General features: G+C 73.7%; 17 protein-coding genes. 11 read left to right on the top strand and 6 right to left on the bottom strand.

Annotated features, from left to right (window positions below):
• The first annotated feature begins 78 nt into the window (after positions 1-78).
• A complete protein-coding gene (locus CFI00_RS02200) occupies positions 79-795 on the top strand; it encodes an oxidoreductase (protein WP_207083672.1) in 717 nt (238 codons plus the stop codon).
• A gap of 287 nt (positions 796-1,082) precedes the next feature.
• On the opposite strand, the gene CFI00_RS02205 is transcribed toward CFI00_RS02200, so the two are convergent.
• Positions 1,083-1,874 carry an HAD-IB family hydrolase gene (locus CFI00_RS02205; RefSeq protein WP_207083673.1) on the bottom strand — a complete coding sequence of 264 codons (792 nt, stop codon included), beginning with the start codon at positions 1,872-1,874 and terminating at the stop codon, positions 1,083-1,085.
• A gap of 134 nt (positions 1,875-2,008) precedes the next feature.
• On the opposite strand from CFI00_RS02205, the gene ssd reads away from it, so the two are divergent.
• From ssd to CFI00_RS02240, 7 genes are all read left to right on the top strand, one after another.
• Positions 2,009-3,016 carry a septum site-determining protein Ssd gene (gene ssd, locus CFI00_RS02210; RefSeq protein WP_207083674.1) on the top strand — a complete coding sequence of 336 codons (1,008 nt, stop codon included), beginning with the start codon at positions 2,009-2,011 and terminating at the stop codon, positions 3,014-3,016.
• The gene (locus tag CFI00_RS02215; protein ID WP_207083675.1) at positions 3,013-4,188 is read left to right on the top strand and encodes a TadA family conjugal transfer-associated ATPase; all 1,176 of its coding nucleotides are present in this window, start codon (positions 3,013-3,015) and stop codon (positions 4,186-4,188) included. The genes ssd and CFI00_RS02215 overlap by 4 nt, the downstream gene beginning before the upstream one ends.
• A complete protein-coding gene (locus tag CFI00_RS02220) occupies positions 4,185-4,862 on the top strand; it encodes a type II secretion system F family protein (RefSeq protein ID WP_207083676.1) in 678 nt (225 codons plus the stop codon). Before CFI00_RS02215 ends, CFI00_RS02220 begins: the two co-directional genes overlap by 4 nt.
• Positions 4,859-5,545 (top strand): type II secretion system F family protein, encoded by a 687-nt coding sequence (locus CFI00_RS02225; RefSeq protein WP_207083677.1) that lies wholly within the window; start codon positions 4,859-4,861, stop codon positions 5,543-5,545. Before CFI00_RS02220 ends, CFI00_RS02225 begins: the two co-directional genes overlap by 4 nt.
• A 140-nt stretch (positions 5,546-5,685) precedes the next feature.
• Positions 5,686-5,859, top strand: a complete 174-nt coding sequence (locus tag CFI00_RS02230; protein ID WP_207083678.1) for a DUF4244 domain-containing protein — start codon at positions 5,686-5,688, stop codon at positions 5,857-5,859.
• Positions 5,859-6,221: a TadE family protein gene (locus tag CFI00_RS02235; RefSeq protein WP_207083679.1), complete on the top strand. Its 363-nt coding sequence runs from the start codon at positions 5,859-5,861 to the stop codon at positions 6,219-6,221. The genes CFI00_RS02230 and CFI00_RS02235 overlap by 1 nt, the downstream gene beginning before the upstream one ends.
• On the top strand, positions 6,218-6,565 hold the full coding sequence (locus CFI00_RS02240) for an Rv3654c family TadE-like protein (RefSeq protein ID WP_207083680.1): 348 nt from the start codon (positions 6,218-6,220) through the stop codon (positions 6,563-6,565). Before CFI00_RS02235 ends, CFI00_RS02240 begins: the two co-directional genes overlap by 4 nt.
• A 4-nt stretch (positions 6,566-6,569) precedes the next feature.
• Here CFI00_RS02240 and CFI00_RS02245 read toward each other — a convergent pair whose 3' ends face one another.
• Complete coding sequence (locus CFI00_RS02245) at positions 6,570-6,875, bottom strand: hypothetical protein (protein WP_207083681.1); 306 nt, start codon at positions 6,873-6,875, stop codon at positions 6,570-6,572.
• A 15-nt stretch (positions 6,876-6,890) separates the two neighbouring features.
• The gene (locus CFI00_RS02250) at positions 6,891-9,233 is read right to left on the bottom strand and encodes a DEAD/DEAH box helicase (RefSeq protein WP_242532642.1); all 2,343 of its coding nucleotides are present in this window, start codon (positions 9,231-9,233) and stop codon (positions 6,891-6,893) included.
• 177 nt (positions 9,234-9,410) lie between these two features.
• Between CFI00_RS02250 and CFI00_RS02255 the strand changes: the two genes are divergently transcribed.
• Positions 9,411-9,743: an anti-sigma factor antagonist gene (locus CFI00_RS02255; protein WP_207083682.1), complete on the top strand. Its 333-nt coding sequence runs from the start codon at positions 9,411-9,413 to the stop codon at positions 9,741-9,743.
• Positions 9,744-9,911: 168 nt separating this feature from the next.
• Positions 9,912-12,239 (top strand): sodium-translocating pyrophosphatase, encoded by a 2,328-nt coding sequence (locus CFI00_RS02260; protein WP_207083683.1) that lies wholly within the window; start codon positions 9,912-9,914, stop codon positions 12,237-12,239.
• Between the two features lie 97 nt (positions 12,240-12,336).
• On the opposite strand, the gene CFI00_RS02265 is transcribed toward CFI00_RS02260, so the two are convergent.
• Positions 12,337-13,230, bottom strand: a complete 894-nt coding sequence (locus CFI00_RS02265) for a hypothetical protein (protein ID WP_207083684.1) — start codon at positions 13,228-13,230, stop codon at positions 12,337-12,339.
• 37 nt (positions 13,231-13,267) lie between these two features.
• On the opposite strand from CFI00_RS02265, the gene CFI00_RS02270 reads away from it, so the two are divergent.
• Positions 13,268-14,752 carry a class I SAM-dependent methyltransferase gene (locus CFI00_RS02270; RefSeq protein WP_207083685.1) on the top strand — a complete coding sequence of 495 codons (1,485 nt, stop codon included), beginning with the start codon at positions 13,268-13,270 and terminating at the stop codon, positions 14,750-14,752.
• A 5-nt stretch (positions 14,753-14,757) separates the two neighbouring features.
• Here the strand turns inward: CFI00_RS02270 and CFI00_RS02275 are convergent, their stop codons facing one another.
• Together CFI00_RS02275 and CFI00_RS02280 are read right to left on the bottom strand one after the other, a co-directional pair.
• Positions 14,758-15,651, bottom strand: a complete 894-nt coding sequence (locus CFI00_RS02275; RefSeq protein ID WP_207083686.1) for a nidogen-like domain-containing protein — start codon at positions 15,649-15,651, stop codon at positions 14,758-14,760.
• Positions 15,652-15,909, bottom strand: coding sequence for a hypothetical protein (locus CFI00_RS02280; RefSeq protein WP_207083687.1), 258 nt, complete (start codon positions 15,907-15,909; stop codon positions 15,652-15,654).
• Positions 15,910-15,953: the final 44 nt, after the last annotated feature.

The raw sequence follows: 15,953 nt of genomic DNA on the forward strand, positions 1-15,953 counted from the left end.
CTCGTGCGTCAGTGACGGCCGGACGCGGATAGGACGCGCGCGCGGTGCCGGAGGTTGTCACGACTACCGTTCCTTCCCATGACCGACCCGCTCGCCTGGCTCACCGACCTCGAAGGGGTCCGCTCCGCCTACGCCGGCACCCGCGACGGGATCGACGTGATGCTGCGCGACCGCGGCCTGCGGCGCACGTCGCCGGAGCTGACCGCCGAGTCGCTGCTGCGCGGCGCCCACGCGAGCGCCGTGCTCGAGGGCTCGTCCTCGAGCCTGGAGGAGGTCCGCGCGGGGGAGACCGACGAGATCGCCGCCGACGCCGTACGCCTCTCCACCTCCATGCTGGGGCTGGCGCCGCTGCTCAAGACCGCGCCGCTGCAGGCGATCGCGCGCCTGCACACCGTCGTGGCGTCCTCGTCGCTGTCCGCCGACGAGCTCGGCCGCCCGCGCGACGCGGCCTCGGCCGACCGGCTGCGCGGGGTCGCGGAGCTGCTCCTGTCGGACACCGACGCCCCCGCGCTCCTGGTGGCCGCGATCGCGCACGCCGACGTCGCCACCGCCGCGCCCTTCGCCTCCCACAACGGGATCGTCGCCCGCGCCCTCGAGCGCCTGGTGCTGGTCTCGCGCGGCGTCGACGCCAAGTCGCTGGTCGTGCCCGAGGCCGGGCACCTGGCCCAGCGCGCGGCGTACGAGTCGAACCTGCGCGCCTACAGCGACGGCGGGCCGCGCGGCGTGCACGCGTGGGCGCTCTACGGGGCGGAGGCGTTCTCCGCGGGCGCCGAGGCGTCGCCGCTGCGGGGCTGAGCCCTCACCGGTCCGGGCATGCGAGCGGCACCCGTTCACGAGGATCGGGTGCCGCCGCTGACACGTGATGCCGTGGCTACCAAGCGTGCATTCTCTAAGTCGCCGCCCTCGGGCAGATCCCGAATGGCTAGCACCCCATCGGATGGGTGGATCGCCGCGTGGGTACCTGGATCACGTGCTGCTCTTGAGTTCTGACTCAGTTGTAGTCCTGCCGGGCGGCACCTTCAAGGGTTGACTTATGCCTCCGGCGGTGGGTGCGCGGAGATCAGGTGGCGACCGGGTGCGGATCAGGTGGGCCGGCGGCGGCGATTGGCCCACATCACGCCACCCGCGGCCATCGCGCCGCCCACCGCGAGGGCCGCGAGGGTGGGGCGCGCCGGCGGGAGCGGCACCCGCGAGCGCAGCGCGACCGGGCGCACGAAGCTCAGCACCGGCCACTCGCGGGCGACGGCCGTCCGCCGCAGCTCCCGGTCCGGGTTGACCACGAACGGGTGCCCCACCACCTCGAGCATGTGCACGTCGGTCACCGAGTCGCTGTAGGCGTAGCACTCGTCGAGGTCGTAGCCGACGGTGGCGGAGAGGTGCTCGATCGCGCGCGCCTTCTCCTCGGCGTAGGCGTAGTAGTCGATGTTGCCGGTGTACTTCCCCTCGACGATCTCCATCCGGGTGGCGATCACGCGGTCGGCGCCGAGCATCTGGCCGATCGGCTCGACCACCTCGGCACCCGAGGCGGAGACGATGACGATGTCGCGACCCTCCGCGCGGTGCTCCTCCATCAGCCGCACGGCTTCGGCGTAGACGAGGGGCTCGACGATGTTGTTGAGCGTGTCGTGGACGATCTCGCGGACCGTGGCCACGTCCCAGCCGGCGCACAGCTGCGACATGAACAGCCGCATCTTGTCCATCTGGTCGTGGTCGGCGCCGCCGGTGAAGAAGACGAACTGGGCGTAGGCCGAGCGCAGCATCGCGCGCCGGGAGATGAGGCCGCCCGCCTGGAACTCGCGGCTGAAGGCCAACGTGCTCGACTTGGCGATGATCGTCTTGTCGAGGTCGAAGAAGGCCGCGGTGGGGCGGGTCATGGGCTCATCGTAGGGGGCCGCAGGCCTGCGGGACGGGCCATCAACCGTCCACAGGCGGCCTCCGGGACACGTTGTCCACAGGGATCCGTACGCCGCGCTGGCCGGCGTCGGTGGCCCGGCGCAGGCTCGTCGCCATGCCCGTCCTCCTCCTCACCCGCTCCGGTCCCGTCCACGACGCCGTCGTCCCGCTCTGCGCTGCCGCGGGCGTCGAGGTGGAGGTGGGCGGCGACCCCGCCCTCTGCCTGGCGGCCTGGAGCCGCGCCGACCTGGTGCTGGTCGGGGTGGACCTCGCCGACCAGGTCGTGGCGCTCGCCCCGCCGCGACGGCCCGACGTGCACGTGGTCGGCCTGTCGCCGGTCGACGCCGTCTTCCGGGCCGCGGTGGCGATCGGCGCGGCGTCCGTGGTCGACCTGCCGGACGCGGCTCCGTGGCTGGTGGAGGCGCTGGCCGACGTGGGTGAGCGGGCCTCCCCGGGCCGCACCGTGGGCGTGGTGGGTGGCGCGGGTGGGGCCGGGGCGACGACGCTCGCCTGCGCGCTCGCCCAGTGGCACTCCCTGCGCGCACCGACGCTGCTCGTCGACGCCGACCCGCTCGGAGCGGGGCTGGACCGGTTGCTCGGGATGGAGGAGTGCCGGGGCGTGCGGTGGGAGGGCCTGGTCGACACGGCCGGACGCCTCGGCGCGCGGGCGCTGCGCGAGGGGGTCCCGCGGCGCGACCACCTCGGCGTGCTGACCTGGTCGGGCCTGCAACGGCGGCTCGACCTGCCGACCGCGCGCCGGATCCTCCCGTCCGCGGTCCGTGGTCACGACCTCGTCGTGCTCGACCTCGCCCGGCAGGACCCGTGCCTGGCCGAGCTCGTCGAGCGGTGCGACGACCTGCTCGTCGTCACACCCACCACCGTCCCCGCCCTCGCCGCGACCGCGCGGCTCGTCGCGACGCTGGGTCGGGAGAAGGACACAGGACTGGTGGTGCGCCCCGGGGCGCTCGGCGACGCCGACGCGGAGCGGGTGACCGGGCTGCCGGTGGTGGCGTCCGTCGCCGACCAGCGCGGCCTGGCCGCCTCGGTCGACCGCGGGCTCGGCCCGCTCGCCGGCCGCGGTCCGCTGGCCCGCGCCGCGCGCACCCTCCTGGAGGCAGCGTGAGTGCCCCCGCGGTCCCGGCGGTGCCCACCGTCGTCCTCGACGACGTACGCCGTCGGCTGGCCGGCTCCGTCGGCGACCTGACCCCCCACCGGGTGGCCGAGGCGCTGCGGGCCTCGGGGGCGCCGGTGGGGGACGCCACCGTGCTCGCCGTGCACGACCTGCTCCGCCGTGACGTGCTCGGTGCGGGGCCGCTCGAGGAGCTGCTGCGGCTGCCCGACGTGACCGACGTGCTCGTCAACGGGCCCGACGACGTGTGGATCGACCGCGGTGCGGGTCTCGAGCGCGCCGCGGTGTCCTTCCCCGACGACGCCGCGGTGCGGCGGCTCGCCCAGCGCCTCGCGGCCTCGGCCGGGCGGCGCCTCGACGACGCGACCCCGCACGCCGACGTACGCCTGCCCGACGGCACCCGCTTCCACGCGGTGCTCGCCCCGGTCGCCCGCTCCGGCACGGTCGTGTCGCTGCGGGTGCCGCGGGGCCGGGTCTGGACGCTGCCCGAGCTCGTCGCGGCCGGGGCGGTGCCGCCCGACGGTGCCTTCCTGCTCGAGGAGGTGGTCGACTCCCGCTGTGCCTTCCTCGTGACCGGCGGCACCGGGACCGGCAAGACCTCCGTGCTGTCGGCCCTGCTGTCCCTGGTCGACACCGGCGAGCGCATCGTGCTGGTCGAGGACGCCAGCGAGCTGCGACCCGAGCACCCGCACGTGGTTGCGATGGAGAGCCGGCCGCCCAACATCGAGGGCGCCGGCGAGATCACCCTCCAGACGCTCGTGCGGCAGGCGCTGCGGATGCGGCCCGACCGGCTGGTGGTCGGGGAGGTCCGCGGGGCGGAGGTGGTCGACCTGCTCGCGGCCCTCAACACCGGTCACGGCGGCGGCTGCGGCACCCTCCACGCCAACTCCGCGGCCGACGTGCCCGCCCGGATCGAGGCCCTGTCGTTGGCCGCCGGGCTGCCGCGGGAGGCGGCGCACAGCCAGCTCGCCGCCGCCCTCGACGTCGTGATCCACCTCGGTCGCGGACGTGACGGCCGACGCCGGGTCCTCGAGCTCGGGGTGCCCGAGCGCGATGGGTCGGGACTGGTGGTGCTGCGCACCGCGGTGACCTTCGAGGCCGACCGCGTGGTGCGCGGGCCGGCCGCGTCCACCCTGGCCGCACGGCTCGGGTCGGCGGTCCCGTGAGCGCCGTGCTGGTGGCACTGCTCGCCGGAGCCGCGGTGGCGGCGTGGGTCCCCGCCGGGAGAGCGGGCGCAGCCCGCGGACCGGGGAGTCCCGGCGGGCGGCGGCCGCGCCCCGCGGTGCCGTGGGCGGGCCGTCGCGAGACCGCGGCCACGCAGGCGGCAGTGCTCGAGGTGTGCGACCTCCTGGCCGCCGAGCTGGCAGCCGGGCGACCGGCCGGCGTGGCGCTGGCGTCGGCGGCGCAGCGGTGGCCTCCGCTCGACGTCGCGGTGGAGGCCGCCCGCCTCGGCGCGGACGTCCCCGACGCCCTGCGCCGCCTGGCCCACGAGCGCCGCGGCGCCACCGACCTCCGGTGGGTCGCAGGCGCCTGGCAGGTCGCCCACGACTCGGGGCACGGCCTTGCCACTGCTCTCGAGCGCACCGCCCGCGGACTCCGCGCCCACGGGCGTACGCGCCGGCTCATCGACTCCGAGCTGGCCTCGGCGCGAGCCACGGCCCGCCTGGTCGCGTGCCTGCCGCTGGCGGTCCTGCTGATGGGCTCGGGTGCGGGCTCGGACCCGTGGTCCTTCCTGCTCGCGACTCCCGTCGGTCTGGGCTGCTTGGTCCTGGGTCTGGGCCTGCTGGGGCTCGGGCTGTGGTGGATCGAGCGGCTGGCGGATCGGGCGGCCGCGCCATGACGTGGGTGACCGTCCTCGCCGCGACCGCGGCCGTGCTGTGCTGGCTGCCCCCGTCGGCGGTGCGTCCCCGGCGGCCCACGGCCGCCCGGCCCGGCGCACGCCCCGTCGCGGTGGTCGGTGTCGCGCTCGCCGCCTGGCTCGTCGTCGGTGGTGTCGCCGGCATGGTGGCCGCGGTCGTCGCCGGCGTCGGTGCCCGGCACGTGCTGGCCAGGGCGGAGTCGTCGGCCTCACGCCGGGAGCGCGAGGAGGTGGAGCGCTCGCTGCCGCACCTCGTCGCCCTCTTCGCCTCCACGCTGCGCGCGGGCGCCGAACCGGTCTCCGGGATGGCACGCGTCTGCGCGGCCCTGCCCGGTCCGACGGCCGCGCGCCTGGCGCCGGTCGTCGAGCGCTCGCGCTGGGGCGCGTCGGGTGCCGACGCCTGGGACACCCTCGCCCGCGACCCCGCGCTCGCTCCGCTGGCCCGCACGATGGTGCGCTCCCAGGCCTCCGGCGCCTCGGTCGTGCAGGCCGTCGAGCGGCTGGCCGACGAGCTCGAGCGCGAGTCGCTGGCCCGCGCCGAGGACGCCGCTCGCAAGGTCGGGGTGTCCGCCGCGGTCCCGCTCGGGGTGTGCCTGCTGCCGGCCTTCCTGCTGCTCGGCGTGGTGCCGACCGTCGCCTCGCTCTTCGGGTCGGTGGCCCCGTGACGGGCCACCTTCCGTCCACAGGCGGCCCCCTGACGTCGCGATCCACAGGCCCGGGACGTGACGGGTGCGCCGGCTCGCCCGGGCGGCCGAGGGTGGAGGCAGCGGGGCTCATCGGGAGCCCCGGGACGACAGGGGAAGCGATGAAGATCCGACGCCACGACGAGTCCGGCATCACCACGGCGGAGTACGCCGTCGGCACGGCTGCCGGGGCTGGTTTCGCCGGACTGCTCTACACGCTGCTGACCGGACGGTTCGGCAACCAGGTGCTCGAGCGGCTCTTCGACCACGTCATGGGCCTGCTGGGCATCGGCTGATGGGCAGGCGGGCTCGGTGCGAGCGGGGAGCGGCGACCGCCGAGCTCGCCCTCGGCATCCCGCTGCTCGTCGCGCTGACCGCCGGGCTGGTGTGGATGCTGGCCCTCGGCGCGGCCCAGGTGCGGGTGATCGACGCCTCGCGCGAGGCGGCGCGCGCCGTGGCACGGGGCGACGACGTCTCGTCGGCCCGCGCGGTGGCGCTGCGCATCGCGCCCGACGGGGCACGGGTGAGCGTGGACCAGGGCGCCGGTCAGGTCGAGGTCACCACGAGCGTCCGGGTCGCCGCCCCGGGAGGGCTGCTCGGCGCGCTGCCGGGTGTCACGGTGTCGGCCGACGCGGTCGCGGTGGCGGAGACGTCGTGAATGCCGCCGGCCGGCCGCGCCGCGACGACGGCGCCGCGACGGTCCTCGTGGTGGCCATGGCGGGTGTGCTGATGTTCGTGGCGGTGGGGCTCGCCGCCGTCGGGGGACTGGTGACCGCGCAACGGCAGGCGCAAGCCGCCGCCGACCTCGCCGCCCTCGGCGGGGCCGACGACCCGGCGACCGCGTGCGCCGCGGCCGCCCGTGTCGCCGCAGCCAACGCGGCGTCCCTCGACCGGTGCCGGGTGGAGGGACGCGAGGTCACGGTCACCGTGTCGGTGCCCGGGCCGCGGGTGCCGTGGCGCGAGGTGCGGGTGAGCGCGGAGTCGAGGGCCGGCCCCGTCTAGCCCGTCAGACGGTGTCGCGGCGCTCGGGGTCCTCGTCGCGGCGCTCGGCCTCGACCCGCTCGAGCTTCGCGTTGAGCTCGGTCAGCTCCTTGCGCTCCTTGCGGTGCGCGAGGCTGCGGCGGGTGCCCCACTTGAGGATCGAGAAGCCCCACAGGATGGCCGCACCCGCGGCGACGCCGACGAAGAAGGACTCCAGGGTGGTGACGTCGAAGCCCAGCAGCTCGCCGCCGGACCCGGGCTCGCTGACGAAGACGGCGGAGAGGATCGCGATGCCGCCGAGGATCAGCAGGCCAAGTCCGAGGATCACCATGCGGCGAATCTAGCGTCATTCCCCCTCGCGGGGCGCACCCGTGAGGAGGGCGTCCAGCAGGGCGATCGCGCCGGGCTTGTCGAGGGTGTTGTTCTGGTTGCCGCACTTCGGTGACTGGATGCACGACGGGCACCCGCTCGCGCACTCGCAGCTGGCGATCGCCTCACGGGTGGCCGAGAGCCACGCGACCGCGGTGCGGAAGCCCCGCTCGGCGAAGCCGGCGCCGCCCGGGTGGCCGTCGTAGACGAAGACGGTGAGCAGGCCGGTGTCGGCGTGACGGGCGGTCGAGACCCCGCCGATGTCCCAGCGGTCGCACGTGGCGAAGAGGGGGAGGAGGCCGATCGAGCAGTGCTCGGCGGCGTGCGCCGCCCCCGGCACGTCGAGCAGCGGGACACCCGACTCGGTGACCACGTCGTCGGGGACCGTCCACCAGACGGCGCTCGTGCGCAGGGTCCGCTCGGGCAGGTCGAGCGGTTCCTCGGCCAGCACCTCCCCGCCGGGCTGGCGCCGCTTGAGGAAGGACACGACCTGGTGGGACACGTCGACCTCGCCGAACGCGAGCTCGCAGCCGCCCCACGACCGGCGCTCGTGGGTGGCGACGATGCTGATGTCGGTGGTCTCGCGCGCCGTGGTGCTGTAGGCCGGCTCGTCGCGGCGCATCGTCGCCACGTGGTGCTCGAGGTCGAGCTCCTCGACCAGCCAGGTCTCGCCCTGGTGGACGTAGACCGCGCCCGGGTGCGCCTGGTTGTGCGCGCCCCCGGCGTCGACCGTGCCCACCACGCGGCCGGTGCCGGCCTCGATGAGCTGCACCGGCGACCCGCCCGCGGAGCGGATGTCGGCGAGGTCGGCCGCGTGTCCGGAGTCGGTCCAGAACCAGCCGCGCGGGCGCCGCCGCAGGAGCCCGATCTCGACGAGCCGGTCCAGGACCTCGCGCGCCGTCGGCCCGAAGAGCGGCAGGTCGACCTCGGTGAGGGGCGCCTCCTGCGCCGCCGCGCACAGGTGTGGGCCCATGACGTGCGGGTTCGACGGGTCGAAGACCGACGCCTCCACCGGCGCCCCGATCAACATCTCGGGGTGGGTGACGAGGTAGGTGTCGAGCGGGTCGTCCTTGGCCACCAGCACGCCGAGCGCGTCCTGCGCACCGCGGCCGGCGCGCCCGACCTGCTGCCAGAAGGCGGCGCGGGTGCCGGGGAAGCCGGCGATCAGGACGGCGTCGAGGCCGCTGATGTCGATGCCGAGCTCGAGGGCGTTGGTGGCGGCGAGCCCGACGAGGTCGCCGCGCCTCAGCGCCGACTCCAGCGCCCGACGCTCCTCGGGGAGGTAGCCGCCACGGTAGGCCGCGACGCGTCCCGGCAGCGACGGGTCGACCTCGGCGAGCAGCTCGGCCGCGGTCAGCGCCACCTGCTCGGCGCCGCGGCGCGAGCGGATGAACGCCAGGGTGCGCACGTCCTCGGCGACGAGGTCCGCCAGCAGGTCGGCGACCTCCGACGACGCGGCGCGCCGCACCGGGGCACCGTTCTCCCCGGCGTGCGAGGTGAAGGGCGGCTCCCACAGCAGCAGCGACACCCTGCCGCGCGGCGAGTCGTCGCGGGTCAGCGCGACGACGTCGAGCCCGGTCAGTCGCGACGCGGTCACCTCCGGTTGCGCGACGGTGGCCGAGGCGAGCACGAACGTCGGGTGCGCGCCGTACATCGCGCACACCCGTCGCAACCGTCGCAGCACGTGGGAGACGTGCGCGCCGAAGACCCCGCGGTAGTGGTGGCACTCGTCGACCACGACGTACTTCACCGACCCGAGCAGCCGCGCCCAGCGGTGGTGCGAGGGCAGGAGGGATCGGTGCAGCATGTCGGGGTTCGTCAGGACGTACTCGGCGTGGTCGCGGGTCCAGTCCCGTTCCTCGCGCGAGCTGTCGCCGTCGTGCGCGGAGAGGCGTACGTCGAGGCGCAGGGACTCCAGGCCCGCGAGCTGGTCGTGCGCCAGCGCCTTCGTCGGCGCGAGGTAGAGCACCGAGGCGCCCCGCTCGCCGCGCGGACCGCGGGCCGCGCGGATCGCCGAGAGCGCCGGCACCTGGTAGGCCAGGGACTTCCCGGACGCGGTTCCGGTGGCGACGATGACGTGGTCGCCGGCGTGCGCGGCGTCGGCGGCGACGACCTGGTGGCGCCACGGACGGGCCACGCCCTGGGCGGCGAACGCACTGCGTACGTCGTCGGGCACCCAGTCCGGCCAGTCCTCGTGGACCGCCTCGCGGGCCGGCAGCACCTCGAGGTGCTGCAGCCGCTCCTCGCGCCCCGGAACCCCGGTGAGCCGTCGGACCAGCGCGTCGACCGGGGGCAGCGCGCGGACTGGGGACTGGCTCACCCACGCAGTCTGGCAAACGCCTGCGACGGTGAGCGCTGCGTGTGGCCCGTTCCCAAGTGCCGGGGAGTCCTGCGCAACCCTTGTGACTCGTGGTTTGATACCACCCGGAAAGAACAAGGGGCACGCGTGTGCCCGCAGACGCACTGTCCGAACGAGTTCGGGGACCGGGGAGCAGTCGTGGATCTCACCCTTGCTACGCGCGAGGTGGACGGCCGCGCCGTCGTGGCCGTCGGCGGGGAGATCGACGTCTACACCGCACCCAAGCTGCGCGACTGCATCACCGACCTCGTCGGTGCCGGCACCTACGACATCGTGATCGACCTCGAGGCCGTCGAGTTCCTCGACTCCACCGGCCTCGGCGTGCTGGTCGGGGGGCTGAAGAAGGTCCGCGCCCACGACGGGTCGCTCGACCTGGTCTGCACCCAGGAGCGCCTGCTCAAGATCTTCCGCATCACCGGCCTGGCGAAGGTCTTCGTCATCCACGACGCCGTGAGCGCGTCCGGCGCCTGACGCCGCTACGCCCTTTCACCTCACCCCTCCGAGCAGGTTCGGAGGGGTTTGTCGTGCTCCGGTCCAGTCGCACGGTGTGGCGTAGGTCACGCCGTCCCGTGATCTGGGTCACGTCTGCGTAGACTCCGGCGCGTTCGAGGTTGACGTATCAGTCCTAGGAGGACACGCATGACGGGGATCCTGCCCGCGGTCGTGAGGCCGGAGCTCGAAGGCACCAACCTGGTCCTGGTCGTCGTCGTCGCCCTGATCGCGCTCGGCGCGCTCGGGATGGCTGCGATGTTCAGGTCCCAGGTCTTGGCCGCCGGCGAAGGCACCGACAGCATGAAGACCATCGCCCAGGCCGTGCAGGAAGGCGCCAACGCCTACCTGACCCGGCAGTTCCGGACCCTTGCCATCTTCGCGGCGATCGCGTTCTTCGCGCTGCTCGTGCTGCCGGCCGACGACATGACCGTGCGCATCTTCCGCTCGGTGTTCTTCATCGTCGGCGCCGGCTTCTCCGCAGCCGTGGGCTATCTCGGGATGAACCTCGCGGTGCGCGCCAACCTGCGCGTCGCGGCAGCTGCTGAGTCCACCGGCCGCGAGCCGGCCATGACGATCGGCCTCCGCACCGGGGCGATGGTCGGCATGCTGACCGTGGGCCTGGGCCTGCTCGGTGCCAGCCTCGTCGTGCTGTTCTTCCAGGACTCGGCGCCCGAGGTGCTCGAGGGCTTCGGCTTCGGTGCAGCGCTGCTCGCCATGTTCATGCGCGTCGGCGGCGGCATCTTCACCAAGGCCGCCGACGTCGGCGCCGACCTGGTCGGCAAGGTCGAGCAGGGCATCCCCGAGGACGACCCGCGCAACGCCGCGACCATCGCCGACAACGTCGGCGACAACGTCGGCGACTGCGCCGGCATGGCCGCCGACCTCTTCGAGTCCTACGCCGTCACGCTGGTGGCCGCGCTGATTCTCGGCTCCCAGGCCTTCGGCGACAAGGGCCTCGTGTTCCCGCTGCTGATCCCTGCCATCGGTGCCCTCACCGCGGTCGCGGGCGTCTACCTGACGAAGCCCAAGGCCGACGAGAACGGCCTGACGACGATCAACAAGTCGTTCTACATCTCCTCGGGCATCGCCGCCGTGGCGAGCGTCGTGCTGTCCTACCTCTACCTGCCGAGCAGCTTCTCGGAGTTCACCAACATCGCCGCCGACCTCACCGGCGCCGAGGGTGACCCGCGGTTCATCGCCGCCTCCGCAGTGGTCATCGGCATCGTGATGTCCGCGGGCATCCTGGCCCTCACCGGCTACTACACCGGCACCGAGTACCGCCCGGTCAAGGACGTCGGCAAGACCTCGCTCACCGGCCCGGCCACCGTGATCCTGTCCGGGCTCTCGGTCGGTTTCGAGTCCGCGGTCTACACGACCCTGGTCATCGGTGCCGCGGTCTTCGGTGCCTATCTCCTCGGTGGCGCGGCCCTCACCGTGTCGTTGTTCGCCGTGGCCCTGGCCGGTTGCGGCCTGCTGACCACCGTCGGCGTCATCGTCGCGATGGACACCTTCGGTCCGGTCTCCGACAACGCGCAGGGCATTGCCGAGATGTCGGGCGACGTCAGCCCCGCGGGCGCGCAGATCCTCACCGAGCTCGACGCGGTCGGCAACACCACCAAGGCCATCACCAAGGGCATCGCGATCGCCACGGCGGTCCTCGCCGCGACGGCGCTGTTCGGCTCCTACGCCACCTCGGTGTTCGAGTCGCTCGCCGAGGCCAACGTCGGCCTCGACGAGGCCTACCTGCTGGACTTCAGCGTCTTCAACCCGGCGGTCATCGTCGGCGTGCTGCTCGGTGCGGCCGTGGTGTTCCTCTTCTCCGGCCTCGCCATCAACGCGGTCGCCCGCGCTGCCGGCGCGGTCGTGATGGAGGTCCGCCGCCAGTTCCGCGAGATCCCCGGCATCATGGAGGGCACCGGTCGTCCGGAGTACGGCAAGGTCGTCGACATCGTCACCAAGGACTCGCTGCGCGAGCTCGTGACGCCCGGCATCCTGGCCGTCCTGGCGCCGATCGCCGTGGGCTTCGGCCTCGGCGCGACCGCCCTGGCCGGCTTCCTCGCCGGCGCCATCGGCACCGGCACCCTGATGGCCGTCTTCCTGGCCAACGCCGGTGGTGCGTGGGACAACGCCAAGAAGCTGGTCGAGGACGGCCACCACGGTGGCAAGGGCTCGGCCGCCCACGAGGCGACCATCATCGGTGACACCGTCGGTGACCCGTTCAAGGACACCGCCGGCCCGGCCATCAACCCGCTGATCAAGGTGATGAACCTCGTCTCGCTGCTCATCGCGAGCGCGGTCGTCTCCCTGAGCGTCGGCGACGACCAGAACGACGTGCTCCGCATCGTGATCGCGCTCGTCGCGGTCGCGATCATCGCCGGCGCGGTGGTCGTCTCCAAGCGGCGCGAGGTGGCGATCGCCGACGACGGTGACAACACCGGCTCGTCGTCGTTCACCCCGCACCCCGACCACGCCTGACGGCCCACTCGGTCGCGATCCCCGGGTACCCGGGGAACCTGGAGCCTCACCCCCGAAACTTCGGGGGTGAGGCTCCAGTCTTGATAGGGAAGCCCGCTCAGCGCTCACCGAAGTGGGCTCGCGTCAGCTCCTCGGTGAGCCCGCCGAGCGCAGCGCGGTCGTCAGCGTCGCCGGTGTGCGGGGCCTGCAGCCACTGGGCGAACGACCAGATCTCCGAGAGCCGCCATTCGAGGTCGAACAGGCGCACCATCTGCGGGTCGTGCGCGACGTCGCGGCCCTCGAGCACCAGGGTGGCGAGGTCACGCTCGGGCGGTGCGAGGAGCAGCGACTCCCAGTCGAGGATCCACACCCGGTCGTGCGCCAGCCACTGGTTGTGCACGCCGGGCTCGCCGTGCGTGACGACGTACGCCGACGGGTCGGCGAGGTCGCACAGCCGGGCGTGCTCGCGCGTCCATCCGCCGATCTCCGAGACATGCGCCACGACCAGCTCCCGGGCGGCAGGTCCGAGCGGGTCGGCCCACTCCTGCTGCAGGAGGTCGCGGACCCGGTCGGCGAGGTCCGCGTCGATCTCCGTCGACCAGGCCCGGGCGGTGGCTGGCAGCGGCGCTCCGTGGAGCTGCTCGAGCAGCTCCGGGAGGTCGGGCGTGGACTGCGTGGGCCGGACCCCGTCGAGCCACCGGGTGACGCTCAGCGTCCGGCCGCCCAGCGCCACGGTGAACGTGCCATGAGTGGTGGGCAGCGACGGCCAGACGAAGCCGAGGCCCAGCGCGGCCGCCGAGGCGTACGCCGCCTCCAGGCTCGCGTGCGTGTGCCGCGGGAGGTCGGGGTCGAGGGTCGCGAACAGCGTCGGGGAGCCCGCGACGTCGACGCGCCAGTGGTGGGCACCCCAGCCGACGGGAAGGTGCACCGCCGCACCGGCCCCGGCCTCCCAGCGCTCGCGCACCAGGGCGAGGACGTCGGCGTCGGTCACGTCGGGCGGCGGCTCGAGCACCCGCCGATGGTGGCACGCCTTCTGGGAGGCTGGGGCCATGCCCCACGACCTCGACCTCGCTGCCCCGCTCCGTGAGGCGCTGCTCGCCGCCGACTTCACCTACGACCGCGTCGCGGAGGTGATCGGAGAGGACGCGCACCGCGCGCTCGGGCGCAACGAGACCCTCCCCGCGCTGCGGCGTACGTCGTCGGGCTCGGCGCTCGACACGCTGGTGCGGCTCTTCCTCCTGCAGACCCCGGTCGACCGCGCCGACGCCGAGCGGACGCTGCCCGGCCTCGTCGACCGGCTCTGCAACGCCGGGCTGCTCGAGCAGAGCGTCGGCGAGGTCGCCGCACGGATGGACTGCCGGCCCTACGCGACCTCCGAGGTGGGGGCGGACCGCGACCTCTGGGTGGTCTCCGACCTGACCCCGGGGCTGGACGGTGCCCCGGTCGCCGTCGGCGCCGACCACGTCCTCGGCATCTCGAGCGCCTCCACGAGCCTGGCCCAGCTCACCATGCGTGAGCCGGTCGGCAGCGCCCTCGACCTCGGCACCGGCTGCGGCGTCCAAGCGCTCCACCTCGCCGCCCACGCGAGCCACGTCGTCGCGACCGACGTCAACGCCCGCGCGCTGTGGATGACAGGCTTCAACGCCGCCCTCAACGATGTCTCCGTCGACGTGCGCGACGGGTCCTTCTTCGAGCCCGTCGCCGGCGAACGCTTCGACCTGATCGCCACCAACCCGCCCTTCGTCATCTCCCCGGCGACCGGCGAGCGGCTGGTCTACCGCGACTCCGGCCTGCCCGGCGACCGCGTCGTCGAGCACATCGTGCGCACCGGCCCCGACCACCTCACCGAGGGCGGCTGGCTGCAGGTCCTGGCCAACTGGTCGATCGTCGACGGCCGGCCCTGGGACGAGCGCCTCGGCTCCTGGCTGCGCGCCGACTGCGACGCGCTCGTCGTGCAGCGCGAGACCCTCGACCCGGCGTCCTACGTCGAGCTGTGGCTCAAGGACAGCGGCCACCACGGCGGGCCCGACTACGCCCGTCGCTACGACACCTGGCTGTCGTGGCTGGAGGAGAGCGGCATCGAGGGCATCGGGTTCGGCTGGATCAACGTGCGACTCGGTGCCGGGTCCGCCGGTCGTCACGAGCTCCTCGAGTGGCCCTACGACGTCGAGCAGCCCATCGGCGCGGCGATCCACGACTGGGGCACGGCCGTGGACGACCTGCGCGACCTCACCGACGACGCGCTGACGGGCACCTCCCTGCGTGCCCGGGAGGACGTCCAGCAGGAGACGGTGGGCCGCCCGGGCGCGGAGGACCCCGAGGCGATCGTGCTGCGCCAGCAGCGCGGCTTCCGCCGCGCACGGCAGGTCGACAGCGTCGCCGCGGCCGTCGTGGGCGCCAGCGACGGCGACCTGGCGCTGGGTCAGATCCTCGACGCCGTCGCGGAGCTCACCGGGGAGGACCCCGGTGAGCTCCGAGCCTCACGCCTGCCGCTCGTGCGGGAGCTGGTGGACGAGGGGTTCCTGACGCTCTGACGGGCTCACCTCGCGCGGAGACGTACGACCTTCGACGTCGAGCCCAGCGTCGTGGCGTTGCCGGAGAAGACCGCACGGATCCGGTGCGTGCCGCGCTTCACGTTCTTGAGGGTCACTCTCGCCTTGCCGCTGCTGCTGAGCTTGGCGATCCGCTTGACCACCTTCCGGCCGTCCTTGATGCGGACGGACCCGGTGCGCGATCCGGCAGCATCGGTGGCGACCTTCACCGTGACCCGCACCTTGCTGCCGGCCCGGATCCGCTTCGAGGAGACCCTGACCGAGGTGGAGGAGCTGCTCTTCGTCACGACGACGGGCGGAGGGGTGGCGGTCGGCTCGGCGGTGGGCTCCGGCGTCAGGTCGAAGCCGGCGTTGCGCACCTCGAAGACGTAGCGTCCGGGCTGGGTGGTGCCATGTGACCCGGAGACGAGGGCGTTCGGGCCGCCGTCGAGGAAGGCGCCGTTGACGAACGAGCCGGTCATCTGGAAGGCGCTGCCGGGCAGGCCGTGGCCGGCGGAGAACCCGACTGCCGCGGACCATCCCCCGAGCCCGGCCACTCCCTCGCTCGCGTCGCCGCTCTCCCAGCTGATCCGGTCGTAGTTGAAGGTGATGTCGAAGTCGCCGGGCGATCGTCCGGGCCGGCCTTGCGCCGACTGCAGGACCAGCTGGACGGAGTTGGTCTTGTCCATGTGCTGCTCGTAGTAGCCCAGGTCGAGCCACTGGGCGCAGAACGTCAGTCCGTCGGCCGACTGTCCGTAGGTGGTCAGGCCGCTGCCTTCCGCGGTGGTGTCGAAGTCCGCGAAGAACGGCGCGATGATGGGGAACTGGGTGCCGCCGCTGAGCACCGAAGGCGTGTACTGCTCCAGACCGCTGCCGAACGTCACGTTGCCGTTGTTGTTCACTTATATCCGGCTGTGGGTCTCGCCGAAGAAGGTCAGCGGGAACGGCGGGGTGATGGCCGCCGCCGTCCAGTAGTCGTCGTTCGCCGGTACGGCGTTGTCGTCGCAGAACGCGAGGCTGCGGTCGATCGCGCCCCCGGTGGTCCCCGTCTCGTCGGCGCTGCTGGCCGGTGCCTGCGAGACCGCCGTGAGCCCCAGCGAGACGAGCAGCGCGACGACCACCGTCACGATGCCGCTCCTGGACTGGTGTGTGTCAAGCATGGTGCCCCCTGTGAAGAATCGGTTCCTGTAGCCGGGAGGACGAC

Source organism: Nocardioides sp. S5 (assembly GCF_017310035.1).
Classification (GTDB): Bacteria; Actinomycetota; Actinomycetes; order Propionibacteriales; family Nocardioidaceae; genus Nocardioides.

Excerpts from the sequence above, each read along its gene's own strand:
- CFI00_RS02230 (WP_207083678.1), top strand. The coding sequence starts at position 5,686 with ATGAAGATCCGACGCCACGACGAGTCCGGCATCACCACGGCGGAGTAC.
- CFI00_RS02280 (WP_207083687.1), bottom strand. The coding sequence starts at position 15,909 with ATGCTTGACACACACCAGTCCAGGAGCGGCATCGTGACGGTGGTCGTC.
- CFI00_RS02235 (WP_207083679.1), top strand. The coding sequence starts at position 5,859 with ATGGGCAGGCGGGCTCGGTGCGAGCGGGGAGCGGCGACCGCCGAGCTC.
- CFI00_RS02225 (WP_207083677.1), top strand. The coding sequence starts at position 4,859 with ATGACGTGGGTGACCGTCCTCGCCGCGACCGCGGCCGTGCTGTGCTGG.
- CFI00_RS02205 (WP_207083673.1), bottom strand. The coding sequence starts at position 1,874 with ATGACCCGCCCCACCGCGGCCTTCTTCGACCTCGACAAGACGATCATC.
- CFI00_RS02200 (WP_207083672.1), top strand. The coding sequence starts at position 79 with ATGACCGACCCGCTCGCCTGGCTCACCGACCTCGAAGGGGTCCGCTCC.
- CFI00_RS02260 (WP_207083683.1), top strand. The coding sequence starts at position 9,912 with ATGACGGGGATCCTGCCCGCGGTCGTGAGGCCGGAGCTCGAAGGCACC.
- ssd (WP_207083674.1), top strand. The coding sequence starts at position 2,009 with ATGCCCGTCCTCCTCCTCACCCGCTCCGGTCCCGTCCACGACGCCGTC.
- CFI00_RS02270 (WP_207083685.1), top strand. The coding sequence starts at position 13,268 with ATGCCCCACGACCTCGACCTCGCTGCCCCGCTCCGTGAGGCGCTGCTC.
- CFI00_RS02245 (WP_207083681.1), bottom strand. The coding sequence starts at position 6,875 with ATGGTGATCCTCGGACTTGGCCTGCTGATCCTCGGCGGCATCGCGATC.